This window comes from Collinsella sp. An2, assembly GCF_002160065.1.
Taxonomy (GTDB): Bacteria; Actinomycetota; Coriobacteriia; order Coriobacteriales; family Coriobacteriaceae; genus Limicola.
The window spans coordinates 1-23,812 of the sequence record NZ_NFJW01000012.1 but is presented as its reverse complement, the minus strand read 5'-3'; the positions used below and the strand labels follow the sequence as shown (position 1 = coordinate 23,812).

Here is a 23,812-nt window from a genome sequence, read left to right as displayed (position 1 = left end):
AGGAGTGGCACGTCGCGCAGCTGCATCCGCATCCTCCGGATCGAAACAAAAGAAGGCCGCATCCAAGACCGCCTCGAAGGGCGGCAAGGCCAAGCTTCGTGCCAACGGAAGCCGTCCGGCGGCCAAGGCTGCTCCCGAGGAGTCGCCCGAGCCGCTCATGACGGCCTCCGCAGGCCGCGACATCGCAGGCGTGGTCGTTGCCGTCTTCGCCGTGGCGTCCTTTATCGCCGTGCTTTCTCCGGGCACCGCGCCGGTCACGCGCGCGTTGGCCACGTTCTACCACCTGGGTTTCGGCCTGGGTGGCTACGTGCTGCCACTCGGTCTGCTGGTGCTCTCGGCCTCACTGTTTTTGCGCGACCGCTCCTTTATCGACGTTCGCACGCTTGCGGGCGTCTGCGTGATCTTTCTTTCCGTCATATCGATTCTCGTGCTCGCCTTAACGCCCGACCCTATGGTCTGGGGCGTTACGGTGGGGGAGTACGAACTGGCTGCAAGCGGTGGCTACGTTGGGTACGCGATCGCGTCGGTGTTGGCAGGGGCCCTTGGTAAGACTATTGCCATGGTGGTGCTCGTGGGCGTTCTGGTCATGGGGTTTGTGCTCATCGGCTTCTCGGTGGGCGGTGTTGTACGCGCCGCGGCAGAGCGTGCCGAGCGCCTTGCCGAGCGTCGCCATGTGGATGTGAACGAGCGTCCCTGGGGCGACGAGGCGCCGGCTGCCCCTGCGGCCCGTCCGGCTGCGGCCAAGGTCGCTCGGGGAGCACAGGCCAGCCTCTTCGATGAAGATGGAACGGCCGAGACTACGTTTTTGGGTAGTCGTGAGACGACTGTTCTCGAAGACGGCCAGGAGGAGGACGAGGACCCCTTCGTCGACCTCTCCGAGCAGCTTGCCGCCGAGCGCGCCGAGACGACGCTTATCCCGCCGGCTGTCGGCCGCGGTGCCCGCAAGGGGCGTCGTTCTCGTGCAGCGCAGAGCGCCGTTGCGGACAAGGCCCCAGAGCCGGTTGCGGACGTTTCTTCCGATGAGGCGGCAGTACAGGAGGCCCCTGCCGCGACCGTGTCCACTGCTACTTCGAACCAGAGCGTCGATGAGGACGATCTTCCGCCTTTCGACATGCCCGATACAGCGGCGTCTTCAAACGGGAGCGCCGCAGCCACGGACCAGCCCATTCCGTCGTTTTTGCTGCATCCTAAGTCGAACGGTTCCGCGGAAACCGCTAAGACCGTCGTCTTGCCGCAGCCTAACGAGGAGGCGTCTTCCAAGTCGGACGACGGCTCTGCGACCCGCGTGATCGACCGTGCGCCTGCGCGCGGTATCCAGCCCGCTGATGGCGTCACCGGTGAGGAGGAGGGGCGCAAGCTCCCTCCGGCCTCCATGTTGCGTCACAATCCCAATTCGGCGAGCGCGACCTCGTCCAACAAGGAGCTCGAGCAGACGGCCGAGGGCCTGCAGTCCACCCTGCAGGAGTTCGGCCTGCATTCGCGCGTTGTCGGCTGGATCGCCGGCCCTACCGTCACCACGTTCAAGGTGCAGCCGGGCGAGGGCGAGCGCGTGAGCCGCATCACCAACCTCGAGGACGACATCGCCCTGTCGCTCGCGACCGACTCGGTGCGTATTTTCGCGCCCATCCCGGGCACCTCGCTCGTAGGTATTGAGATTCCTAACCGCACCCGCCAGACGGTCGCGTTCGGCGACATCCTGCCCTACGTCACCGGCGGCCCGCTCGAATTCGCGCTCGGCCGCGACGCCGAGGGGCAGCCCATGGTGGCCGACCTCGCCAAGATGCCGCACCTGCTCATCGCCGGTACCACCGGCTCGGGTAAGTCGGTGGTCATCAGCTCCATCCTCATGAGCCTGCTCATGCGCACCTTCCCCGAGGACGTGCGCCTCATCATGATCGACCCCAAGCGCGTGGAGTTCGCTCCCTACGACGGGCTGCCCCATCTCTACGTGCCGGTCGTCACCGAGCCCAAGCAGGCCGCGAGCGCCCTGCAGTGGGCGGTCTCCGAGATGGAGCGGCGCCTCAAAGTCTTCGAGCGCATCGGCGTTCGTAAGATCTCGACGTTCAACGAGAAGCAAGCCGCCGGCGAGTTCGAGAAGTACGACAACCCCCCGGCCAAGATGCCCTACCTCGTCATCGTCATCGACGAGCTTTCCGACCTCATGATGGTCGCGGGCAAGGACGTCGAGGCGTCGATCGTACGCATTGCGCAGCTCGGCCGCGCGGCGGGCATCCATATGATCGTCGCCACGCAGCGCCCGAGCTCCAACGTCGTGACCGGTCTCATCAAGGCGAACATCACGAACCGTATCGGACTTACGGTCGCGACGGGCATCGACAGTCGCGTCATCCTGGACCAGACGGGCGCCGAGAAGCTCATCGGCCAGGGCGACATGCTGTTCTCCCGCGTCGACTGGGGCAAGCCCAAGCGCATCCAGGGCTGCTACGTCTCTGACGAGGAGATCTTCTCGGTCGTCGCCTTTGTGAAGGAGCAGAGCCCGGCCGAATACCACACCGAGATCCTGTCGGCCGTCTCTCCGGCCGCACTTGGTGGCGGGGGAGGAGGACACGATTCCTCCGACGACGACCCGCTGCTGTGGGAGGCGGCGCGCATCGTGGTCGAGTCGCAGCTTGGTTCTACCTCGGGTCTTCAGCGACGACTGAAGGTGGGATATGCCCGCGCGGGTAGAATCATGGACATGCTCGAGGAGAAGGGCATCGTGGGTCCGCCCGACGGTTCCAAGCCGCGCGAGGTGCTGCTTGACGAGGAGGGCCTGCAAGAGCTTGAGTCCCTTGAGGCGCGTATGGGCGAAGATGATGGAATGGGAGGCTTCTGATGGCTGCACGGTTTGGCGAGATGCTCATGAACAGGCGTCGTCATATGGGCATGTCCATCCAGCAGGTCGCCAACGTCATCAAGATTCGCCCGCAGATCATCGAGTACTTCGAGATGGGCGACTTCGCCTCCATGCCTCCTCGGGGCTATGCCCAGGGCATGATTTCAAGCTATGCACGCTATCTGGGGCTCAACCCGCGCGAAGTCGTGAACACCTACTTTGACGAGCTCTATGAGTACGAGCGCCAGACGGCACATGCCGGAGGTCGTTTTCAGGACGCTGCGGGGTATGTGAGCCCGCGGTCGGCTACGGCGACGGGCCGCTTCATGATCGTGGACAACTCGCGCATCAGCTCGCGCTATGCCCAACGGCCTCCGCAGGCAGGCTATGTCTCCGACGCCACGTCGGGGCATGAGCCTGTGCGTATTACTGATACGCGCCAGCCTGGTCGCACGCTTGCCTCGGGCAGCCCTGCTCGCCGAGGGTACCAGGATACCCGCGTGATGTCGGGCGGCGACCTTGATCGCACGAGGGTTCAGCCGCGTGCCCGCACGTCGTCGTATCGCTCTGACGCCTCTTCCTCCCGCGGGCAGATGGCGTCTCGCCGCTCGGGCGCGGGTGCGCCGCCCCGTGGTCCTCGTTCCTCGGGAGGATCGGGCAATAGGGGAGGACGCCGTCCTTCGGGCGGCGGCATCGACCCGCGGCTTTTGATCGGCGGCGTCATCGCTGCGCTGGCCATCGTTGCCGCGTTGGTGTTCTTGCTCGTACGAAGCTGTGCCTCGACACCCGAGACCTCCGATGTCTCGGCGGCCACCTCTCCGGTGAGCCAGGCGGCGACGACTCCTGCGAGCACGACCTCGCCAGAGTCGCCTACGACGCCCGAGACCGATACGGATGAGGACGGCGCCGCTTCAACCGATAATCCTGAGTCCCCGGAGACCGCTCAGGAGCCGCAGCAGACCGTCATCGCCATCACGGTGGAGGATGGGGCTCAGTCCTGGCTCGAGATCAAGCTCAACGGTCAGTCCATTTTCGCCAACAATGTGGTCGGACCGCTTACGCAGGAGTACACGGTGACATCGTCTATCGAGATCACGGTGAACGAGCCGGGGAACGTCCGGGTCACGCAAAACGGCGAGGATGTCCGTTGGGATACCTCGATTGCCGGCGTCGCGCGTGTGAGCATCACCGCGCCGCAGACGCCCGCGGCTGCGACGACCGATACCACGGGCGATGACGGCTCCGACGATAGCGCCTCGGCGACAGAGTAACGACCAACACATCCCAGGGTGAAAGGGGAGTAGTTCTATGGCTAAAGATTCCAGCTTTGACGTTGTTTCGCAGGTCGACTTGCAGGAGGTCGACAACGCCTATCAGCAGACCGTCCGCGAGATCTCTCAGCGCTACGACTTGAAGGACTCCGGCTCGTCCATCGAGTTCTCGCGCTCCGACGGCGTCTTCACGGTGCTTGCGCCCGCCGACTTTGTGGCAAAGCAGATCGCCGACGTGCTGAATTCAAAGCTCATCAAGCGTGGCATCGACATCAAGGCGCTCTCCTGGGATGCGCCGCAGGCTGCCTCGGGCGGCAAGGTCCGCGTCGTGGGGCACGTCGTGCAGGGCATCGACCAGCCGACGGCCAAAAAGATCAACAAGGACGTGAAGGACCTCAAGCTCAAGGTCAAGGTCACGATTGAGTCCGACAAGCTTCGCGTGGCGTCCGCCTCGAAGGATGCGCTGCAGGAGGTCATCCAGTTCCTGCACGGCCAGGACTACGGCCAGCCGCTACAGTTCACCAACTATCGCTAAGCTGCGCGACGGGACGCTTGGCTCTTGCTGCTGACGTCCCCTCCTGTCCATGTCACATGAGGCTGATCCATGCCTCGTATCTTCAAGGATGTGTCCATGTCCCAACAGTTCGAAGATGCTTTCGGCTCCATTTACTACATCACGCTGGGCTGCGCGAAAAACGAGGTCGATACCGACCGTATGCGCTCGCTGCTTCTGGCTGCCGGCTATGAGGTCGCCGACGAGGTCTCCGAGGCCGACCTTGCCATCGTGAACACCTGCTCGTTTTTGGCATCTGCTACCGAGGAGAGCATCGAGGCAACGCTGTCGCTTGCCGAAGAGGTCGCTGACGGCGTCCGGTCGGTGCCGATCGTCATGTGTGGCTGCGTTCCCTCCCGCTACGGGGCAGACCTGCCAGCCGAACTTCCCGAGGTCGCCGCATTTGTGCGCACCGATGAGGAGGATGGGATCGTGAGCGTCGTCGATGGCCTTCTGGGCGTTCATCGCGGCGCGCCGGTGTTCGTGCCCGAGGTGAAGCGCACGGTTGAGGGCGCCGTTGCATACGTGAAGATCTCCGACGGTTGTGACCGGTTCTGCAGCTTCTGTGCAATCCCCTATATCCGTGGGCGCTATCGTAGCCGTCCCTGGTCCGAGATTCGTGAAGAGGTTCGTGACCTCGTTGACTCCGGTGTTCGCGAGCTCGTGCTCATCGGCCAGGATACCGGTATCTGGGGCGAGGACCTTCCGCAGGAGGGCCCCGGGCCGCACAATCTGGCCCAGCTGCTCGTGGCCGTTTCCGAGACCGCGCGTCCCGAGCACGTGTGGGTGCGCGTTCTCTACTTGCAGCCCGAAGGCATGACCGACGAGCTCATTGCAGCCATCCGTGACACGCCCGAGGTGCTGCCCTATATCGATATCCCGGTACAGCACTGCTGCGGCCGTGTGCTTAAGGCCATGAACCGCAGCGGCTCCGAGGAAGAGCTCGACGCGCTGTTCGCCCGCCTGCGCCGCGAGATTCCCGGCATGATCATTCGCACGACCTATCTGGTCGGGTTCCCCGGAGAGACCGAGGAAGAGCACGAGCGCATGCTGGCGTTCATGGACCGCACCGGGTTTGACTACACCAGCGTGTTCGCGTTCTCGCCCGAAGATGGGACGCGTGCGGCTCGCATGGAGGGTCAGCTCGACGAGGACGAGAAGCTTGAGCGTACCCAGGCGGCTATGGATCTGGCCGAGTCGCTTGGATTCGCCGCCACTGCAGCGCATGTGGGCGAGCAGGCCGAGGTGATCGTCGACGGCGTCGAGGAGACCGATGATGGTCCCGAGCTCATCGGGCACGCATGGTTCCAGGCTCCCGACTGCGACGGCGCCGTGCATCTTGATGTCAAGGAGGCTGCGGTCGGTGATATCCTGCAGGTTGAGTTCACCGACAGCTTCTGCTATGAGCTTGTCGGACATGTGATTGGTTAGGGGAGAGCGATGGCTCGAAACGAGCAAGGGGAACTAACGAGTATTTGGACGCCTGCGAACATTATCACGGTTGTTCGCATCGTCTTCATCCCCTGTTTCATGGGGCTCGCGATAGCCGCCCGCGATGCGGCCGGCGCACTGGTGAGTCCTGAATGCGCAATCGGTGCCTGCGTGCTGTATATCCTGTTGAGCTTGACCGACAAGCTCGACGGGTCGCTTGCGCGCAAGCGCAACGAGATCACCGACTTCGGCAAGTTCCTCGATCCCATCGCCGACAAGCTGCTCGTGTTCTCGGCGCTGCTTCTGCTGCTTGACCAGGGCTATGTGAGCGTGTGGGTCGTCTTCATCATCCTGTTCCGCGAGTTTTTGGTGAGCGCGCTCCGTATGGTGGCGAGCGCAGCCGGCGAGGTGATTGCTGCGGACAGCCTTGGCAAGGCAAAGACGGCGGTCACCATGGTCTCTCTTTGTGGGTTCAACATCGCGTTTGCGCTCGAATCGGTCGGCGTGGTCGAGCTCACTGGCTGGTTTTTGGGTATTTCTCAGGCGCTTATGATCGCTGCGGTGGTGCTCACGGTCATCTCGGGCCTGCAGTATTTCTGGAACGCGCGCAAGATCGTCTTTCGCGTGTAGGGAGGCATACGTATGGAGTCCTCTGAGCTTGAAGGCCGCCTTGGTGCTACGGCTGTCGAGGTCGTCGAGGCAGGCCGGCGCCTGCACTGTACGGTAAGCACGGCGGAATCGTGCACGGCAGGCATGGTGAGTGCAGCCGTGGCGTCTGTTCCGGGCGCGTCGGAGGTGCTCCAGGGAGGCGCTGCCACCTATACAGAGGCGATTAAGCAGCGCGTGCTCGGCGTCTCGGCGAAGACCCTCGAGGAGCACACCGCTGTCTCCCACGAGACGGCTTGCGAAATGGCCCAGGGTTCGCGCGAGCTCTTTCAGAGCGATGTCGCGGTGAGCGTAACCGGGTATGCCGGCCCCGGCGGGGGCACAGAAGACGACCCGGTGGGCACGGTATACATCGGTGTAGCCTCCGCCCGCGGCGTCCGGTCCGAGCGCCATGTGTTTCCCGGCGCGCGCCAAGAGGTTCGTCTAGCTGCTGCTTTGTGCGCCTTGGAGCTTGCGCGCGACGAGCTTGTGTAGAGCCTGTGCTGTCTTGTTGGCCCGCTCATCGCGAGTGCTGATCTTTGTACGCACCGACAGGTACGAGGCGTGTCAATAGGTGCGTACGTACCGTCTCTGACCAGGGTATATGCAGTGCGAGGTGCTTCCGCATCGCCTGATGCGCCCGCGTGAAAGATTCCGGAGAGATTGCGGGAAGGCTCATGCGAGATTCCTGTAAGAATTCGTTCAGACAGCCTCGGTACGATAAGGACGAGCCGCTTGACCGCGAACAGCTGTTCGCCTATGATGAGGTCGGTCAATTCAAGGAGGATTCGCATGGCTAAGAGCTCAGGGCCGGCGCGCGTCATTCATGAGCGCACCACCGGCGAGGAACGCGACAAGATGATCGATGTTACCACCGCCGAGATCGAGAAGAAGTTCGGCAAGGGTTCCATCATGCGCTTCGGAGACGGTGGTCCCGAGCTCGAAATCGAGGCGATTCCCACGGGCGCGCTCTCGCTCGATGCCGCCCTCGGCATCGGCGGCGTTCCCCGAGGCCGCATCGTCGAAATTTATGGTCCCGAATCCTCGGGTAAGACGACCCTGTCACTCGAGATTCTGGCGGAAGCCCAGGCGGCCGGCGGCGTCGTCGCGTTCATCGACGCCGAGCACGCGCTTGACCCCGCCTATGCGGCACGCATCGGCGTCGACATCGACGAGGTGCTGATCTCGCAGCCCGACACGGGCGAGCAGGCCCTCGAGATCTGCGACATGCTCGTGCGCTCGGGTGCGATCGATGCCGTCGTCATCGACTCGGTCGCCGCACTCGTCCCGCGTGCCGAGATCGAGGGCGAGATCGGTGACACGACGGTCGGCCTCCAGGCCCGCCTCATGAGTCAGGCGCTCCGTAAGCTTGCGGGTTCGCTTTCGAAGTCGAACACCACCTGCATCTTCATCAACCAGCTGCGCGAGAAGATCGGCGTCATGTTCGGCAACCCCGAGACGACGACCGGTGGCCGTGCGCTTAAATTCTTCTCGACGGTTCGTATCGACATTCGCCGTATCGACAGCATCAAGCAGGGTTCCGAGATCGTCGGCAGCCGCGTGCGCTGCAAGGTGGTCAAGAACAAGGTGGCAGCTCCGTTTAAGGCCGCCGAGTTCGACATCATGTACGGTACCGGTATTTCAAAGGAAGGCTCGATTCTGGACATGGGTGTCGAGTACGGCATCGTGACCAAGTCTGGTGCCTGGTATACCTATGAGTCCGAACGTTTGGGGCAGGGCCGCGAGGCGGCAAAGGAGTTCCTGCGCATGAACCCAGATTTGTCCGACGAGATCGAGCATCGCGTTCGTGTCGCTTGCGGCCTCGAGCTTTCCGATGAGCCCACAGGCGATGTCGTAAACCTTGACGACGCCGCGCCTCTGGCCTAGCCATGGACGACTCCGTCGTCGACATCCTCATCACGCTTCCTAACCGCCGTGCGTCAGGGTTTACCCAAGGTCCCTCCGCACGGCGGCCTCAGGCTCAGGTGACGTTTACCTGCGAGCAGGGGCGCTCTCGAACCTTTCAGGTGCCTACGCGTGTTGCGAAGGCCTTTCAGAAGGACGAGCCTGATCTTCCCGTATCCTTTGACCGAGCGCGCGATGCCTTGTTCGCGCTTGAGCGGCGTTGTTGCCTTGCCCATCTTGTCGAGATGCTTTCGCGTCGCGAACACGCCGAAGCTGAGGTTCGCCGCAAGCTTGCCACCTATGGATATCATGCGGACGCGATCGATGCGGCCGTGGAGCGTGCCCGCGACCTCAGATTCCTTGACGACCGCCGCTTTGTCTCAAGCTTTGTTGAGGAGCGTAAGCGTCGGGGCTGGGGGCGTAGAAAGATTGAGCGCGAGCTTGCCCAGCGTGGCGTACGCTCCGAGGAACTTCTCGATGAGGCGGCCGAACACCTCTCTGAGGATGCCGAACGCGAGCGGGCCCGACAGGTGATCGCGCGCCGGCGCATTCCCGATGAGCGAGCATACGAGAAACTCGTTCGGCATCTGATGTCCAAGGGGTTCAGCTATGGGGTTGCAAGCGAGGTGGTAAAGGAACGCCTCAAGGGCGATGAGGACTTATAGACCCTCTGGAAACTTTGCTGACAAAGCGAGCAGACCTCTCGGCGTCGCCGACGTGACATCATGCAGCTTTCTTGCTACAACCTGCGGAGTTATTCATACCGTTCCCTTACGCGATCCTTCCTTGCAATTGACAGTATCCCGGCTTCCACGTAGGATGAAACCGTCATTTGTACTGTGATATGCGCTCATCATCGATGAGATTGATAGGTTCGTTGTATTCATTTTCATAGGAGTGTGACCATACCACGCAAATGTCTGGCGCTGCTTCCGCGGCGTCACCCTACCTGCTGATGAAATGACAAGGAGTGCCTATGGAGGTAGTATTCGGTATCCTCGGCCTGATTATCGGTGCCGTCGCCGCCGTCATCGCCATGCGCTCGGCAAAGCAGGGTAGCCTGCGTGAGGCGGACTCTCAGCTCGAGTCTGCTCGCGCCCAGGCTGGCCAGGTGCTTGAGGACGCACAGCGTCAAGCCGAGACCATGAAGAAGGAGGCCTTGCTCGAGGCCAAAGAGGAGATCATCCAGAACAAGCAGGCCGCAGAGGCGGAAGAGAAGCAGCGCAAGCGCGAGCTTCGTGCGCTTGAGAACCGCGTCATGCAGCGCGAGGAATCGCTCGACCGCCGCAACGACGCCCTCGACAAGCGTGAGCACCAGCTGTCCAGCCAGGCCGGCCAGGTCGAGAAGCGCAGCCGCGAACTCGAGGAGCTCTACGCCAAGCAGACCTCCGAGCTCGAGCGCATCTCTGAGCTTTCGCGTGACGATGCCCATCAGGAGCTTCTGGACAAGGTCCGCGGGGATGTTACCCACGAGGCCGCCGGCATCATTCGCGAGTCCGAGCAGCGTGTGAAGAGCGAGTGCCAGAAGACCGCTCAGAAGATCATCTCCCTTGCGATTCAGCGTTGCGCGGCCGACCACACCGCCGAGGTCACGGTCACGTCCGTGCATATCCCTTCGGATGACCTCAAGGGTCGCATCATCGGTCGCGAAGGCCGCAACATCCGCACCTTCGAACAGGTCTCTGGCGTGAACCTGGTTATCGATGACACGCCCGAGACGGTCGTGCTCTCGAGTTTCGACCCGGTTCGCCGCGAGACGGCGCGCGTAGCGCTCGAGAACCTCATCGCGGACGGTCGCATCCATCCCGCCCGCATCGAGGAGATGTATCAGAAGGCATCGAACCTCGTTCAGCAGCGCGTGCGCGAGGCTGGCGAGCAGGCCGCCTTCGATACCGGCATCCATGACCTGCATCCCGAGCTCATCAAGACCCTCGGTGCGCTTCGCTATCGCACGTCGTTCGGTCAGAACGTGCTTCAGCACTCCATCGAGGTGGCCGATCTCTGCGGCATCATGGCCTCCGAGCTTGGTCTGGATCCGGTGATCGCACGTCGTGCCGGCCTGTTGCATGACCTGGGCAAGGCCATCGACCACGAGGTCGAGGGCCCGCATGCCGTCATCGGCGCCGACCTTGCCCGCCGCTATGGTGAGAAGCCCGCTATCGTTCATGCCATCGAGGCGCATCACGGCGACGTCGATCCGTCGTCCGTCCTTGCCGTGCTCGTCATGGCTGGCGATGCCATCTCGGCGTCGCGTCCGGGTGCTCGTCGTGAGTCGGCTGAGAACTACATCAAGCGCCTTGAGAAGCTTGAGGAGATCGCGAACTCGCACGAGGGCGTCGAGCGCACCTACGCCATGCAGGCCGGCCGCGAGGTCCACGTCATGGTCCAGCCCGAGAAGATCTCCGATGCCGAAGCGACCGTGCTCGCCCACGACATCGCTCACCAGATCGAGGAGGAGATGGAGTATCCCGGTCAGGTGCGCGTCGTCGTGATCCGCGAGAGCCGTGCCGTGGATATCGCCAAGTAAGGATTTCTGTCCATGAACGACGCGAACGACCTCATCTCCTTTATCGCCTCTATGTCCGGCGAGGGGAACCTGCGAGTCGAGGAGAACCTCGGCGAGGGCTTTGTGCGCCTGCGGGTCTCTGAGGCCGAGCGTCGTCAGGCAAAGCACGATATCCAGCATGTCGAGGATATCGTCATCGAGATGCTCCGCAACGCCCGCGATGCAGGCGCCGCGCACATCTATCTTGCTACCAGCAAAGAGGAGGGTGTTCGCACCCTCCTCTTCCTCGATGACGGCTGCGGTATTCCGACCGACATGCATGAGCGCGTCTTCGATGCTCGCGTCACCTCGAAGCTCGAGTCCATGAAGATGGACCGCTGGGGCGTTCACGGGCGTGGCATGGCCCTGTTCTCGATCAAGCAGAACGTGCGCGAGGCTTCGGTTCTTACGTCGGCGCCGGGCCTGGGTTCGGTCTTTCGGGTTGTCGTCGACCTCTCGGAGCTTCCAGAGCGCGCCGACCAATCCACCTGGCCTCAGGCGGCTAAGGACGAGGACGGCGTATTCGTGTGCGTCAAGGGACCGCATAACATCATTCGCGCCGCATGCGAGTTCTCGCTTGAGGAGCGCAGGGGGTGCAGCGTCTACGTAGGCACGCCGACCGAGATCGCCGCGACCATGTATGCGCAGGCGGTTTCTCACCTGGATGCCTCGCGCCTGCTGTTCATCGACTCGCAGCAAGAGCTCCCCGTCGTGGACCGCCTTGGCTATGCGAGCGACGCTGCCGATTTCATCGAGATTGCATCCGAGATGGGCATTGTCATATCCGAGCGCACTGCACACCGCATCCTTGCCGGCTCGATCGCTCCGTTGCGCAGCGTGGCAGAGCGCCTGCTTCGCACACGTGGCCCTGCACGTTCTTCGGGTAAGGTCGACCTTTCGCGCGACCACCGCGGTCTCAAGATCTCGAAAGACGACCTACAGGCGTTTTCGCGCAGCATGGAGCGCGGGTTTGCAGAGCTCGCATCGCACTACTACCTTACGCTGTCGGGAGAGCCCAAGATTCGCGTCTCGGGCGACAAGATCACCGTGACGTTCCCCGTTGGCAAGGAAGAGTGACCTGCTTGCCGCAGGTATTTTCTTACGCTAAAGTCAAAGGGCTGCAACATTATCATCTGTACCATACACGCAGGAGAAACGTCGATGGACTGTCTCAAGGTTTCTAGCAAATCATCGCCCGCGTCGGTTGCGGGCGCCATCGCAGGCATGGTGAAGGACGGCGTGCCCGTCAACCTGCAATGCGTTGGCGCCGGAGCCGTTAACCAAGCGATCAAGGCCATCGCCATCGCGCGCGGCTTCCTCATTCCAACCGGCTGCGATATCTCCTGTGCACCGGTCTTTTCCGATATTTTGATCAACGGTGAATCCCGTACGGCAATTCGGCTTTCGGTTTATGTCCACCATCTTTCTCCGTTCAACGCCGACATTCCCGAGCGTCCCGATTCCCTGTGATAACGAGAGGTACCTGTGGAACAGCTTGACATTCGTGCCGCGCTCGCCGGCAAAACGTATTTCATTCGCACCTTCGGCTGCCAGATGAACCTTCACGATGCAGAGCGTGTGAGCGGTCTGCTCGATTCGTGTGGCTGCCTTGAGGCTTCGGGCCCCGAGGACGCCGATATCGTCGTCTTCATGACGTGCTGCGTTCGCGAGGCGGCCGATCAGCGACTTTATGGTCAGTGCTCGTCCATGAAAAGCCTTCCGACCCCTCCGGGCGGCAAGCGCGTCATTGCGGTGGGCGGCTGCATCGCTCAGCGCGATGGCGAAGGCCTGCTTACTAATGTCGACAATGTGGACGTCATCTTTGGTACACACTCGCTGACGCACGTCTCCGAGCTCATTGCCCGTGCGTTTTTGGACGGCACGCGGCAGGTGCTTACACCCGAGGAAGGTGAGGATGCCGCGACCTCGATGCCGTGGCATCGCGCTGTCTCGTATCACGCCTGGGTACCCATCATGACCGGATGCAACAACTTCTGCAGCTACTGCATCGTTCCTTATGTGCGCGGCCGGGAGAAGAGCCGTTCCATAGAAGAGGTTGTCGACGAGGTGCAGGGCCTCGTTCGCGCCGGTGTCCGTGAGGTAACCCTCTTGGGCCAGAACGTGAACTCTTTCGGACGCGACCGCTATGGCTCGCCCCGCTTCGCGGAGCTGCTGCGTCTGGTGGGAGAGACGGGCATCGAGCGCATCCGCTTCACCTCGTCGCATCCCAAAGACCTCCTGCCCGAGACCATCGACGCCATGGCCGAGGTGCCTGCCGTCATGCCTCATCTGCATCTGGCGGTTCAGTCCGGTTCGAGCCGTATCCTGAAGGAGATGAACCGTCGCTATACGCGCGAGCAGTACCTCGATCTGATTTCGCGGATTCGCGACCGCATTCCCGGCATCGCGCTTTCCACCGACATCATCGTCGGCTTCCCGGGCGAGACCGAGGAGGACTTCCTTGAGACCCTTTCGCTCGCACAGGAGGTGGGATACGCCCAGGCGTTCACCTTCATCTATTCGCGCCGCGAGGGCACCCCTGCGGCTCGCATCGAGGACCCGACGCCCCGCTCGGTTATCCAGGACCGCTTCGATCGTCTGGTAAAGGTGATCGAGCAGACTGCGCATGACTTTAATCAGCAGGCGCTGGGCCGCACGATCCCTGTACTTGTTGAAGGGGTTTCCAAGAAGGACCAGCACAAGCTTCAGGGCAAGAGCCCCAAGAACCAGACCGTTCACGCTCCGCTTCCCGAAGGTTGGACCGAGCAGGACGTCGTTGGCCGCATCGTCGACGTCAAGGTTGACACCGCACGCACCTGGTATCTTTCCGGCTCTGTGGTCGGCGAGCCTCGATGACACAGGCCATTGCGATCGTTGGGCCTACGGCGGTAGGAAAAAGCGACGTTGCCGACCGCCTTGCGGAGCGCCTGGGCACGTCGGTTATTTCTGCCGATGCCATGCAGATCTATCGCCATATGGACATCGGGACGGGCAAGATGCGCCCCGAGGAGTGTCATGCCCCGCTTCTCCTGATCGATATGGTCGACCCCGACATTTCGTATTCTGCGGCGCTCTATCAGCGTGACGCCCGCGCGGCCATCGGCGCGCTTTGCCACGAAGGCAAGGTGCCCGTTATCTGTGGCGGAACCGGGCTCTATGTGCGTGCCGCCCTCGACGACATGACGTTTCCGCGTGGAGAGGTCGGCGATGACCGTCGAGCTCGCTACACGGAGTACCTCGAGCAGCATGGTGCCGACGGGCTGTATGCCCTGCTGTCCGAACGGGATCCTGAGAGTGCTGCCTGCATTCACCCACATAACGTCAAGCGTGTCATCCGTGCGCTTGAGATGTGTGACGAGGGCGTGTCATACGCTCGGCAGCAGGAGCGGTTCTCGCACGTTCCCGCGTGGATCGAGACGTCCTATTTCGGCCTCACGCGAGATCGCGCCAATCTGTATCGTCGCATCGAGAGGCGTGTTGACGGCATGATGCAGGCCGGGCTGCTCGATGAGGTGAAGCGTCTCAAGGAAGCGGGGTATGCGGACGCCATTACGTCGCGTCAGGCTATCGGCTACAAGGAGCTCTTCGACTACCTTGATGGTTCCTGCACACTTGAGGAGGCCGTCGAGCTTATCAAGATGCGCTCGCGCCGCTATGCCAAGCGCCAGCTTTCCTGGTTTAGGCGCGATATGCGCATTGCCTGGCTGGACATGGATGAGTTGGACGTGGACGGAGCGGTCGACGCGATTCTGTCTTCGGTAGGTGATCGATAATGCCGCGGTTTCCCTTGGTTCCGACAGCGCCCGAGCCAGAGCGTGCAGTGCTCGTTGGCGTAGAGTGGCGCGAAGGCGGCTGGCCGGTGGAGCGGTCTTTAGACGAGCTCGAGCGTCTCGTCGACACTGCAGGTGCGCAGACGGTCGCCCGTCTGACACAGCGACTTGATCGCCCCAACCCCCGCACGTTCATCGGGTCGGGAAAGGTCGAGGAGGTCTGTGGCTTCGTGCGGCGCCTTGATGCGGACGTCGTGGTCTTCGACGATGATCTGACACCGTCTCAGCAGGCTAATCTTGAGCGAGCTGTCGGTGAGCCGGTCAAGATTATCGACCGTACCGCGCTGATTCTCGATATATTCGGCCTGCACGCGCGCACGCGTGAGGGCAGGCTGCAGGTCCAGCTCGCACAGCTTCAATACCTGCTGCCCCGCCTGCGCGGCATGTGGAGTCACCTTGCCAAGGAGCAGACGCGCGGCGGCATCGGTTCGAGGTTTGGCCAGGGCGAAAGCCAGCTTGAGGTCGACCGCCGTCTGATTCGAAAGCGCATCTCGACCCTTCGGCGCGAGCTTGAGGGCATCGAGCGCAGGCGTGGCGTTCAGTCGAAGGAGCGCATCTCTTCGCCTGCGTACCGTGTGGCGCTCGCCGGCTATACCAATGCGGGCAAGTCGACACTGCTCAACCGCCTGACTGGTGCTGATGTGCTTGCAGAGGATAAGTTGTTTGCGACGCTTGACCCCACCACGCGCAGCTGGCGTCTTCCCGGCGGCCGCACCATGACCATTACCGACACCGTCGGTTTCATCCAGAAGCTTCCCCACGGCCTGGTCGACGCGTTCAAGTCCACACTTTCGGAGGTGCGTGAGGCCGATCTTATTCTGAACGTAGTAGACGCGTCCGATGAGGATTATCGTCGTCACATTCGCGCCGTGGATGATGTGCTGGAAGAGATCGGCGCGGGCGAAGTCCCGACTATGATCGTGCTCAACAAGATCGACCAAGTCGACGAGGTCGGTCGGCGAGACCTATGGCGCCAATTCCCTGAAGGCGTCCAGTTCTCCGCGCGCACCGGCGAGGGGCTCGACGATCTTGTTGAGCATATTTCCCGAGAGGCCTCTGCGGGCGACCGACTGCTCGAAGTGCTTGTGCCCTATCGAGAGGCCGCTTTGGTCAAGATGCTCCACGACCAAGGCTCGGTTCTGGCCGAGGACTTTGAGGATCGTGGAGTACACATTGTTGCAAAAGTGCCCCTTCGTATTGCACGTCGGTTGGAGCGCAAGGGCTATCTTGCGTCTACTGAGGACGGCTCAGCCGAGAAGCAGCGTGAAGAGGACGATGAGTAGCGGTTGGTGTGCAAGGTAGATGACGAGGCTGTGCCTGCCAATCGCGCTTAGGGGCGGGCACCAGTCGCGTCGCATCCACGTCGGATATCCTTCGTGGATATAAGTTTGGAAAACCCGTGCGCCGAATGCCCCTGCTAGATACATGAACAGGTAGGGGAGCAGGGGGTAGTAGTCTCCCGACGTGAAGGTCGGCGACGGAAAGCCAAGCCAGGCCAGACCTTCGATGGCATAGTCGTGACGAGGAATGCCATAGGTAAGTGCAAACAGGGCAAGCGCGGCAAGGACTCCGAGAACTGGGTTGATCCTGTTTATGAGTGGTCGCAGCGCGGTGTAGATAAACGTGCAGCCGGCCATGCAGAACAGGATGCCAAAATTGACCGCCGTGTCGACAGAGGCCACGGTCGTCGCTACAAAGACAAGAAGCGCTGCCGCCGCATAGACGGCACCGCGTTTGAGATTGTTGCGCGACAAGCTGGTCATCCAGCCTGCGAGGGCCAAAAAGGTCCAGCTGATAGAGCAACGCCATATGTCCTGGAACGGTCCCGTAGTGAACCAGGGTAGCGACACGCCATAGATGTAGGCGATGTCATAGGTGGCATGGAAGAGCACCATAGATATAATGGTGAGCCCTCGAAGCGTGTCAAAGACCGCAATGCGGCCACCGGTGTTCTCTGACATGGCTAGAAGCGTCTCATCAGGGCGACGACCTTACCCAAAATCGTCGGGTTCTCGGCGTAGATGGGCTCCATGGCAGGGTTTTCGGGCTGCAGGCGCACGCGGCCCTGTTCTTTGTAAAAGGTCTTGACCGTCGCCTCGCCATCGATGAGGGCGACGACAATCTCTCCGTTCATGGCGCTCTTCTGCTCGCGCACGATGATGTAGTCGCCATTAAAGATGCCGACGCCGATCATCGAGTCGCCATGGACCTCAAGCACGAACGAGCTGGAGTCCGTCGCTATCTCGGTGGGGACGGTAAAGGAGTCTTCCACGTTCTGCTCGGCAAGAATGGGCAGGCCGGCGGCGACGCGTCCTACGAGCGGCAAGGTAATAGTTCCGCGATCGGGCGATTCCTTGACGGCGGCAAGGGAAGCGGACGAACCGTCCTCATTGAAGACCTCAAGGGCGCGGGGCTTCGTAGCGTCACGCTTGATGAGCCCATGTTCCTCAAGGACGCTCAGGTGGGCGTGGACCGTGGAGGGTGATGACAATCCAACGGCTGCGGCCATCTCGCGAACGCTGGGCGGATAGCCCTTCTCAAGCTGATAGGAACGAATGAAGTCATAGATTTGCTGCTGGCGCTTTGAGATCTTTCGTGCCATGGCGTTCCCTTTCTGAACCAAACAATTGTTCGATTTCTTCTTGACAGGAACAACTGTTCGAACATAATAATAGACGAACATCCGTTCTTGAGCCAGAACTTTTTGTCCCCACGGCGCGATATAACTCTGGACACCGAACGAAGAGAGGAGTTCAGATGTCCCCGATCAGCATGTATATGGATGGTAACGCCGCCCTCGACCTGTCCTGCAATACCCGTCCCGCGTTTACGGTCATCCGCGGAGGTCGTCAGGCTGCCTCCGCGCCTCAGCAGGAAACACGCCCGAGCATTGCCGTTGTACTCGCCGCCGTCGCGGTTGCTCTCATGTTCGTGGTCTTCGTTGCGGTTGGAAGCTCTGCCATGGGTGCTCAGGATGTGGCCTTGCAAGACGCCATCGCCTCCGCCGATCGTATGGAGGTGCGTGTTCAGCCAGGAGATTCGCTCTGGTCGCTGGCACAGGAGCATGCGGTCGACGGCCTTACCTCCGAGCAGACAAGCGACCTTATCGCTTCGTGGAACGGCCTCGATGGCGCCATGCTCCAGCCGGGCGACACGCTGCTTGTTCCTGCGGCATAGCGATAACGAGAAACCTCGGTGCGGTAACGCTCCGAGGTTTCCACTTTACTACATCTAGTATCCAGCGCGTTCCGTTCCTCAAACTGTGGTATTCTGGACCGGTTCCTAAACCTGAGGAGGTTGGATGCGCTGTCCTAAATGCGGTGGTGAGGACACGCGGGTCGTCGATTCGCGCATGCAGGATGCAACCAATGCTATCAAGCGGCGCCGTGAGTGCCGTTCATGCGGATATCGTTTTACGACATTCGAACGCTGCGAAGACCCTATCGAGGTCATCAAGAGCGATGGCTCTACGCAACCTTTTGACCGGAACAAGCTGCTCGTGGGCCTCATGCGGGCCACTTCCAAGCGTGATATCGATCTTGCGCAGCTCAATGGCCTTATCGACGATATAGAGCTAGAGCTTCGGGGCCGTACGCTTACGGCTGTCACCTCCCACGAGATCGGTGACATGGTGCTCAAGCGTCTTGAAAAGCTCGATAAGGTTGCCTATATCCGGTTCGCCTCGGTCTACCGCGATTTCAAAGATATCGATGAGTTTCTAGAAGAGTTGGACAAGCTGAGGTGACCTCCATGTCTATCACCGTTCCGATCAAACGTCTCGACCCCTCGGTTGAGCTGCCGAGCTATGCGTATCCTGGTGACGCGGGCCTCGACCTTCGCGCGAATGCGACGGTCGATATCGCGCCGTTTGAGCGTGTGCTCATTCCTACCGGCTTGGCGATCGCTTTGCCCGACGGGTACGCCGGCTTCGTGCAGCCCCGTAGCGGCATGGCGCTGAAGCGCGGTCTTTCCATTGTGAACACCCCCGGTCTCATCGATGCCCGCTATCGCGGCGAGCTCAAGGTCATCGCTATCAATCTCGATGCCCATGAGACCATCCATATCGAGCGCGGCGAGCGCATCGCCCAGCTTGTCATTCAGCAGGTCCCGCTCGTCAACCTCCTTGAGGTCGATGAGCTCGACGAGACAGAACGCGGAAGCGGCGGATTTGGCTCTAGCGGTGCCCAATAGGCATCCGAGCACATATAGAAGAAGGGTAAACATCTGAAGGAAAAGGGGAGTAGATGGATACGTTCTTCAAATTGTCCGAACGCGGGTCGAGCTCTGCTACGGAGGTGCGCGCCGGTCTGACCACCTTCCTGGCCATGGCGTACATCATCGTGGTGAACCCGAGCATCCTGTCGGCCGGTGGCGTTCCTGCCGCTGCTGCCGTCACGGCGACTTGCCTCGGCGCCGGCATTATGACCATTGCGATGGGCCTGTTCTCCAACCGTCCTCTTGCGTGCGCGTCCGGCATGGGCATTAACTCGATCGTCGCGTTCACGCTCTGCGGCGCCATGGGTTACGGCTGGCCGACCGCTATGGCCGTGATCTTCATCGAAGGCATTGCGATTCTTATTCTCGTGCTTTGTGGCCTGCGTGAGGCCATCATGGACGCCATTCCGGTCTCGCTGCGTCACGGCATCTCGATCGGCCTTGGCCTCTTCATCGCTATGATCGGCCTGAAGGACGGCGGCGTGATCGTTGCTAACGAGTCCACTATGGTTGCGCTTGGCGATGTGACCTCTGCTACGTTCATCGTCGGCATCATCTCAATCGTGCTCACGGTCATCCTGTATTCCATGAACGTCAAGGGCTCGCTTCTGTGGGGCATCCTGATTGCCGCCATCATCGGCATTCCTCTTGGTGTCACCCCCATCCCGACCGGCATCGTGGCTCCGCTTGACTTCACGACCATGGCTGCCCCGTTCCAGACCAGCCCTGACGGCGTTATGGGTATCGTTGAGGCCATCACCACGCCTTCGCTGCTGCTCTTTGCTTTCTCGCTCATGATGAGCGACTTCTTCGACACCATGGGCACCGCTATGGCCGTCGCTAAGCAGGGCAACTTCCTGACCGAGGACGGCAAGGTCGAGGACATCCGCCCGATCCTTATCGTCGACTCCATCGCAGCTGCTGTCGGTGGCTTCTTTGGCGCTTCTTCGGTCACCACGTTCGTCGAGTCTGCCTCCGGCGCCGCTGACGGCGGCCGCTCTGGCCTGACCTCCATCGTCGCTGGCGTTCTGTTCATCCTTGCGGCGTTCTTCTCGCCGATCATCAGCTGCATTCCGTCGGCTGCGACCTGCGGCGCGCTCGTGTTCGTCGGCTTCCTCATGATGAGCGACGTTGTGGACATCGATTGGTCCGACGTGCTCGAGGGCTTCCCGACGTTCATGATCATCGCGGGCATTCCTATGACCTACTCGATCTCCAACGGCATCGGCCTCGGCTTCATCACCTATGTGATCGTCGCCATCGTGACCGGCAAGGTCAAGCAGATCCGTCCGCTCATGTGGGTTGCCGCCGTGGCATTCCTGCTGTACTTCCTGCTTCTCTAAACCTCTGCGTTTACAGCAACAGGTTTCAAGAAAAGGCTCCGACCGCTCTGGCCGGAGCCTTATTTATGGTTCGGATATTCGTTGCAGGAATCGTTCTTTGAACGAGTGCGTGGTAGGGATAAAGAGTCCAAGCCGCTCAAGGCGGTAAGAACACTATCGGGTGTGAGCAGGCTTGTGTCCCCAGTAGAACTCGGCAAAGTGCATATGGCGCTTCTTAGGAACGCCGACGAGCTTCATCGTTGCGGCCACGATATCTTCGGCAGCGTTGGGTCGCCTCAGCGCATCGCCGTTGATGACCAGGGCCTCGAGCGAAGCTGGGTTGTTATGTAGATGCCGAAGCGTCATGATGAGCTCGCGTGCGGTCGTCACGTGCATGCCGGCACCCCAAGAGGTCAGCAAGATGGTGTTGACCTTTTCCTGGCCATAGGACTTTCCTAAAAGGATCATGGGTAGGTGCGCACAGAGGCATTCAGTGACCGTAAGACCACCGGACTTAAGAATTGCCAAGTCGGCCGCATGCATGAGCGCCGGCATGTCGTCGACATAGTCAAGAACGCCCACGTTTTCAAGCTTCATACCCGAGAACACGGCGCGCAGATGGCTGGCGTATTCGGCGTCTTTGCCCGGCAGAAAGATAAAGTGAGCATCCTCGAATCCACGCAGATAGGGGATAGTCTGCTCAATGGCTGCCCGAAAGCGAACGTACGGCTGGGGGAGACTTGCCCCCGCCATAACAAGAACCGCGATCTTGTCCTGCGGTATGCCGTAGAGAGCGCGGGTCGAGGCGGCGTCGGAGGTCTCGGTGAATCCCCAGCGAATGGGGATGCCGGTAATGGCGATTCGCGACTCTTCGACGCGTCGCGCACGTAACGTCTCCGCCATGGATTCGGTGGCCACGCAAAACAGGTCTGCTTCGTGGTGAGGCCACCAGCCCTCGGTCTCGTAGTCGGTGGGGACGCACACGATGGGATATTCGACACCGGTGATCATGCGCGCTCCAACGGCGACGTTGGCTGCAGTGATGTGTGTGGCAATGATAGCCAGTGGTCGCTTTTGCTCGACGTAGGCGTTGAAGCTGGGGAACATGATGCGCGACCAGCCGGAGCCACCGCCCCAGAGCAGACGTCCCGTGAGTGTATATCGCCAGGTGATGTCATAGAGCGGTCGGGTGGCGCCGGTAAACGAGGCCGCCGTCTTGTTGCCGTCGAAGTGGATGCGCCCGTAATCGAGCACGTCGAGCACGTCGATTTCAACATCCTCGGGGATGTTATGCGTGCCGCGCATATGGTCGATGGCCTGTGCAATGGCGTTCGCTGCGGCCTTGTGGCCGGATCCCACCGATGCGTGCATGACCGTGATGACTGGGCAAACACGCTGTTCCAGCTCTTGATGAGGTACCTCAACAATAGTTGTGGTGGGGGAGTCTGGTGAAAGCGGCGTGAGTTCTGTGTGCTCTTCGACGGTCACCATGCCTCCTGTTCTGTGAGCCTCCAGCGTGCCTATTTTACGTCACCCGGTGAACGAGATGGGTTGTTTTGGGTAGGAGCAGATAGAAACCAATATAGGCGCTCGGCATGCGTGCCTGGACTGAAAGGATAGACGATGACGGATACGATGGATTATCCCGATGTGATTATCGTTGGCGGAGGACCTGCAGGATATGCCGCCGCGGTATACGCTGCACGCGCGAGCCTTCGCGTGCTTGTGGTCGAACAGGGTATGCCAGGCGGGCAAATCGCCACAACCGATGAGGTGGAGAACTATCCGGCCATCGCAAAGATTTCCGGTGCCGAGCTGGGCCAGCGTTTCCAGGAGCATGCCGAGGCGCTCGGCGCTACGACATGCTATGCCATGGTGACCGAGATTCGTCGGGAAGACGACGGTACGTTCACCGTGGTGACCGACCAGGACGAGCTGAAGGCTCCGTCCCTCATCGTGGCCACCGGGGCCACGCCGCGCACCGTGGGCTTCGAGGGCGAGGATACGTATCGTGGTCGTGGCGTCTCGTACTGCGCCACTTGTGACGGGATGTTCTATCGCGGCAAGAAGGTCTTTGTGATTGGCGGCGGCAACGCGGCCTGCGAGGAGGCCATGTTCTTGACGAACTTTGCCAGCGAGGTCGTCGTGGTGGTCCGGCGCGACCAATTCAGGGCTCCTAAGGGCGTCGTAGACCGGATGCTCGCAAACCCGAAGATTTCCGTGAAATATGCCACCTCGGTGGTGAAGGCAGAGGGCGGCTCGCTTTTGGGGCACGTGACGTTTCGGAACAATGCAACGGGTGAGACCTACGAAGAGGACTATCCGGAAGGCTCGTTTGGCATCTTCGTCTTTGCAGGCACAAAACCCGAGACGGACCTCATTGCCGATCTGGTAGATCTGGGTCCCGACGGCGGTGTGCTCACCGATGAGAACATGGCTACAAAGACTCCGGGGCTGTTCTGCGCAGGTGATGTTCGTACGAAGGCGCTGCGCCAGGTTATTACGGCTGCGGCAGACGGCGCCATTGCGGGCAATGCGGCGTATCAGTATGTGAGCGCACGGTAGGCTTACGTAAGGCTCCGTTGCTCGCCATAGAATTCGAGCTCCTAACTTAGAATATGACGATTCCTGATAATATATCTTATGTAAAGTTGTTAGGAAATGACAAAGGGGCTGTCCGATTTTTGCTTCGGGCAGCCCCTCCTCTTTCATGTGTCGAAATTCATTAGCCTTCGATCGTAAAATACTTCTCGTCCTGTACGGCCGGCCAGCCGTACCCGATGATGAACCCGTCGCGCTCCGCGTAGTACGAGCACAGGCCACCGCATGGCAGCACCCGCACCTCGGCCTCGGGCCATGCGGCAAGGATGCGGTCCTTCAGGGCCTCAGCACCCTTTTCGTTGGCAACATGGTCGATATACACGATGCCGCCCGTAAAGCCGTCGGCCTTCATGGCTGCAACGATCTTCTCGAAGGTCTTCTTCTGTCCGCGCGTGGGTCCGACGATCTTGATCGTTCCCTCGTTGCTCGCGGTACCGAGCATGCGAATGTTGAGCTTGTTAGCAAGGATGCCTGCCATCTTGGGCATGCGTCCCGATTTGGTCAGGTTCTCATAGCTGCTGAGCGAGAACAGCACCGTCGAATTCTGCTCGATCTTCGTGATATAGGCACAGGCTTCCGAGAAGCTCGGCTGGTTATTAGTTAGGTACCTATCGAGCTCTTCGACAAGCAGCTCAAGCTTGCCGCCGGCTGCCCGTGA

Annotated in this window: 23 protein-coding genes; 19 read left to right on the top strand and 4 right to left on the bottom strand. The window is 60.9% G+C overall.

Annotated features, from left to right (window positions below; translation table 11 throughout):
• Positions 1-4 precede the first annotated feature (4 nt).
• The 14 genes from B5F33_RS08155 to hflX all read left to right on the top strand — a co-directional run bounded on the left by B5F33_RS08155 (position 5) and on the right by hflX (position 16,299).
• On the top strand, positions 5-2,836 hold the full coding sequence (locus B5F33_RS08155) for a DNA translocase FtsK (protein WP_343215927.1): 2,832 nt from the start codon (positions 5-7) through the stop codon (positions 2,834-2,836).
• Positions 2,836-4,107 carry a helix-turn-helix transcriptional regulator gene (locus B5F33_RS08150; protein ID WP_087411312.1) on the top strand — a complete coding sequence of 424 codons (1,272 nt, stop codon included), beginning with the start codon at positions 2,836-2,838 and terminating at the stop codon, positions 4,105-4,107. Before B5F33_RS08155 ends, B5F33_RS08150 begins: the two co-directional genes overlap by 1 nt.
• A gap of 37 nt (positions 4,108-4,144) precedes the next feature.
• The gene (locus tag B5F33_RS08145) at positions 4,145-4,642 is read left to right on the top strand and encodes a YajQ family cyclic di-GMP-binding protein (RefSeq protein ID WP_087411311.1); all 498 of its coding nucleotides are present in this window, start codon (positions 4,145-4,147) and stop codon (positions 4,640-4,642) included.
• Between the two features lie 96 nt (positions 4,643-4,738).
• On the top strand, positions 4,739-6,091 hold the full coding sequence (gene rimO / locus B5F33_RS08140) for a 30S ribosomal protein S12 methylthiotransferase RimO (protein ID WP_087411310.1): 1,353 nt from the start codon (positions 4,739-4,741) through the stop codon (positions 6,089-6,091).
• 9 nt (positions 6,092-6,100) lie between these two features.
• Complete coding sequence (gene pgsA, locus B5F33_RS08135) at positions 6,101-6,721, top strand: CDP-diacylglycerol--glycerol-3-phosphate 3-phosphatidyltransferase (protein ID WP_087411309.1); 621 nt, start codon at positions 6,101-6,103, stop codon at positions 6,719-6,721.
• Between the two features lie 12 nt (positions 6,722-6,733).
• A complete protein-coding gene (locus B5F33_RS08130; RefSeq protein ID WP_087411308.1) occupies positions 6,734-7,231 on the top strand; it encodes a CinA family protein in 498 nt (165 codons plus the stop codon).
• A gap of 297 nt (positions 7,232-7,528) precedes the next feature.
• Entirely contained in the window at positions 7,529-8,623 is a 1,095-nt protein-coding gene (gene recA / locus B5F33_RS08125) for a recombinase RecA (RefSeq protein WP_087411307.1), read from the top strand.
• 2 nt (positions 8,624-8,625) lie between these two features.
• The gene (locus B5F33_RS08120) at positions 8,626-9,306 is read left to right on the top strand and encodes a regulatory protein RecX (protein WP_087411306.1); all 681 of its coding nucleotides are present in this window, start codon (positions 8,626-8,628) and stop codon (positions 9,304-9,306) included.
• 311 nt (positions 9,307-9,617) lie between these two features.
• Positions 9,618-11,168 (top strand): ribonuclease Y, encoded by a 1,551-nt coding sequence (gene rny, locus B5F33_RS08115; RefSeq protein WP_087411305.1) that lies wholly within the window; start codon positions 9,618-9,620, stop codon positions 11,166-11,168.
• A 12-nt stretch (positions 11,169-11,180) separates the two neighbouring features.
• Entirely contained in the window at positions 11,181-12,263 is a 1,083-nt protein-coding gene (locus tag B5F33_RS08110) for an ATP-binding protein (RefSeq protein ID WP_087411304.1), read from the top strand.
• An 84-nt stretch (positions 12,264-12,347) separates the two neighbouring features.
• On the top strand, positions 12,348-12,656 hold the full coding sequence (locus B5F33_RS08105; protein ID WP_087411303.1) for a stage V sporulation protein S: 309 nt from the start codon (positions 12,348-12,350) through the stop codon (positions 12,654-12,656).
• A 15-nt stretch (positions 12,657-12,671) separates the two neighbouring features.
• Positions 12,672-14,042, top strand: coding sequence for a tRNA (N6-isopentenyl adenosine(37)-C2)-methylthiotransferase MiaB (gene miaB, locus B5F33_RS08100; RefSeq protein WP_255376259.1), 1,371 nt, complete (start codon positions 12,672-12,674; stop codon positions 14,040-14,042).
• Positions 14,039-14,959 carry a tRNA (adenosine(37)-N6)-dimethylallyltransferase MiaA gene (miaA, locus tag B5F33_RS08095; protein ID WP_087411302.1) on the top strand — a complete coding sequence of 307 codons (921 nt, stop codon included), beginning with the start codon at positions 14,039-14,041 and terminating at the stop codon, positions 14,957-14,959. The genes miaB and miaA overlap by 4 nt, the downstream gene beginning before the upstream one ends.
• A complete protein-coding gene (gene hflX, locus B5F33_RS08090) occupies positions 14,959-16,299 on the top strand; it encodes a GTPase HflX (RefSeq protein ID WP_087411301.1) in 1,341 nt (446 codons plus the stop codon). The genes miaA and hflX overlap by 1 nt, the downstream gene beginning before the upstream one ends.
• On the opposite strand, the gene B5F33_RS08085 is transcribed toward hflX, so the two are convergent.
• Together B5F33_RS08085 and lexA are read right to left on the bottom strand one after the other, a co-directional pair.
• Positions 16,264-16,977 carry a heparan-alpha-glucosaminide N-acetyltransferase gene (locus B5F33_RS08085; RefSeq protein WP_239284966.1) on the bottom strand — a complete coding sequence of 238 codons (714 nt, stop codon included), beginning with the start codon at positions 16,975-16,977 and terminating at the stop codon, positions 16,264-16,266. The two genes, hflX and B5F33_RS08085, sit on opposite strands and share 36 nt — an antisense overlap.
• A 2-nt stretch (positions 16,978-16,979) precedes the next feature.
• On the bottom strand, positions 16,980-17,618 hold the full coding sequence (lexA, locus tag B5F33_RS08080) for a transcriptional repressor LexA (protein WP_087411300.1): 639 nt from the start codon (positions 17,616-17,618) through the stop codon (positions 16,980-16,982).
• A gap of 155 nt (positions 17,619-17,773) precedes the next feature.
• Here lexA and B5F33_RS08075 point away from each other — a divergent pair, with 155 nt between their 5' ends.
• From B5F33_RS08075 to B5F33_RS08060, 4 genes are all read left to right on the top strand, one after another.
• Entirely contained in the window at positions 17,774-18,193 is a 420-nt protein-coding gene (locus tag B5F33_RS08075) for a LysM peptidoglycan-binding domain-containing protein (protein ID WP_087411299.1), read from the top strand.
• A 124-nt stretch (positions 18,194-18,317) separates the two neighbouring features.
• Complete coding sequence (gene nrdR, locus B5F33_RS08070) at positions 18,318-18,761, top strand: transcriptional regulator NrdR (protein ID WP_087411298.1); 444 nt, start codon at positions 18,318-18,320, stop codon at positions 18,759-18,761.
• Between the two features lie 5 nt (positions 18,762-18,766).
• Positions 18,767-19,207 (top strand): dUTP diphosphatase, encoded by a 441-nt coding sequence (gene dut, locus B5F33_RS08065; RefSeq protein WP_087411297.1) that lies wholly within the window; start codon positions 18,767-18,769, stop codon positions 19,205-19,207.
• Positions 19,208-19,260: 53 nt separating this feature from the next.
• On the top strand, positions 19,261-20,574 hold the full coding sequence (locus B5F33_RS08060; RefSeq protein WP_087411296.1) for an NCS2 family permease: 1,314 nt from the start codon (positions 19,261-19,263) through the stop codon (positions 20,572-20,574).
• Positions 20,575-20,727: 153 nt separating this feature from the next.
• Here the strand turns inward: B5F33_RS08060 and B5F33_RS08055 are convergent, their stop codons facing one another.
• Positions 20,728-22,044, bottom strand: a complete 1,317-nt coding sequence (locus tag B5F33_RS08055) for a glycosyltransferase (protein ID WP_087411295.1) — start codon at positions 22,042-22,044, stop codon at positions 20,728-20,730.
• Positions 22,045-22,176: 132 nt separating this feature from the next.
• On the opposite strand from B5F33_RS08055, the gene B5F33_RS08050 reads away from it, so the two are divergent.
• Complete coding sequence (locus B5F33_RS08050) at positions 22,177-23,118, top strand: FAD-dependent oxidoreductase (protein WP_087411294.1); 942 nt, start codon at positions 22,177-22,179, stop codon at positions 23,116-23,118.
• Positions 23,119-23,278: 160 nt separating this feature from the next.
• Here the strand turns inward: B5F33_RS08050 and B5F33_RS08045 are convergent.
• On the bottom strand, positions 23,279-23,812 hold a 534-nt coding region (locus B5F33_RS08045), incomplete at its 5' end, for a DegV family protein (protein WP_204214474.1).

Excerpts from the sequence above, each read along its gene's own strand:
- lexA (WP_087411300.1), bottom strand. The coding sequence starts at position 17,618 with ATGGCACGAAAGATCTCAAAGCGCCAGCAGCAAATCTATGACTTCATT.
- B5F33_RS08130 (WP_087411308.1), top strand. The coding sequence starts at position 6,734 with ATGGAGTCCTCTGAGCTTGAAGGCCGCCTTGGTGCTACGGCTGTCGAG.
- rny (WP_087411305.1), top strand. The coding sequence starts at position 9,618 with ATGGAGGTAGTATTCGGTATCCTCGGCCTGATTATCGGTGCCGTCGCC.
- B5F33_RS08105 (WP_087411303.1), top strand. The coding sequence starts at position 12,348 with ATGGACTGTCTCAAGGTTTCTAGCAAATCATCGCCCGCGTCGGTTGCG.
- B5F33_RS08050 (WP_087411294.1), top strand. The coding sequence starts at position 22,177 with ATGACGGATACGATGGATTATCCCGATGTGATTATCGTTGGCGGAGGA.
- pgsA (WP_087411309.1), top strand. The coding sequence starts at position 6,101 with ATGGCTCGAAACGAGCAAGGGGAACTAACGAGTATTTGGACGCCTGCG.
- B5F33_RS08060 (WP_087411296.1), top strand. The coding sequence starts at position 19,261 with ATGGATACGTTCTTCAAATTGTCCGAACGCGGGTCGAGCTCTGCTACG.
- B5F33_RS08150 (WP_087411312.1), top strand. The coding sequence starts at position 2,836 with ATGGCTGCACGGTTTGGCGAGATGCTCATGAACAGGCGTCGTCATATG.
- B5F33_RS08120 (WP_087411306.1), top strand. The coding sequence starts at position 8,626 with ATGGACGACTCCGTCGTCGACATCCTCATCACGCTTCCTAACCGCCGT.
- B5F33_RS08145 (WP_087411311.1), top strand. The coding sequence starts at position 4,145 with ATGGCTAAAGATTCCAGCTTTGACGTTGTTTCGCAGGTCGACTTGCAG.
- hflX (WP_087411301.1), top strand. The coding sequence starts at position 14,959 with ATGCCGCGGTTTCCCTTGGTTCCGACAGCGCCCGAGCCAGAGCGTGCA.
- B5F33_RS08055 (WP_087411295.1), bottom strand. The coding sequence starts at position 22,044 with ATGGTGACCGTCGAAGAGCACACAGAACTCACGCCGCTTTCACCAGAC.
- miaA (WP_087411302.1), top strand. The coding sequence starts at position 14,039 with ATGACACAGGCCATTGCGATCGTTGGGCCTACGGCGGTAGGAAAAAGC.
- B5F33_RS08085 (WP_239284966.1), bottom strand. The coding sequence starts at position 16,977 with ATGTCAGAGAACACCGGTGGCCGCATTGCGGTCTTTGACACGCTTCGA.
- B5F33_RS08110 (WP_087411304.1), top strand. The coding sequence starts at position 11,181 with ATGAACGACGCGAACGACCTCATCTCCTTTATCGCCTCTATGTCCGGC.
- B5F33_RS08075 (WP_087411299.1), top strand. The coding sequence starts at position 17,774 with ATGTCCCCGATCAGCATGTATATGGATGGTAACGCCGCCCTCGACCTG.
- nrdR (WP_087411298.1), top strand. The coding sequence starts at position 18,318 with ATGCGCTGTCCTAAATGCGGTGGTGAGGACACGCGGGTCGTCGATTCG.
- recA (WP_087411307.1), top strand. The coding sequence starts at position 7,529 with ATGGCTAAGAGCTCAGGGCCGGCGCGCGTCATTCATGAGCGCACCACC.
- dut (WP_087411297.1), top strand. The coding sequence starts at position 18,767 with ATGTCTATCACCGTTCCGATCAAACGTCTCGACCCCTCGGTTGAGCTG.
- rimO (WP_087411310.1), top strand. The coding sequence starts at position 4,739 with ATGTCCCAACAGTTCGAAGATGCTTTCGGCTCCATTTACTACATCACG.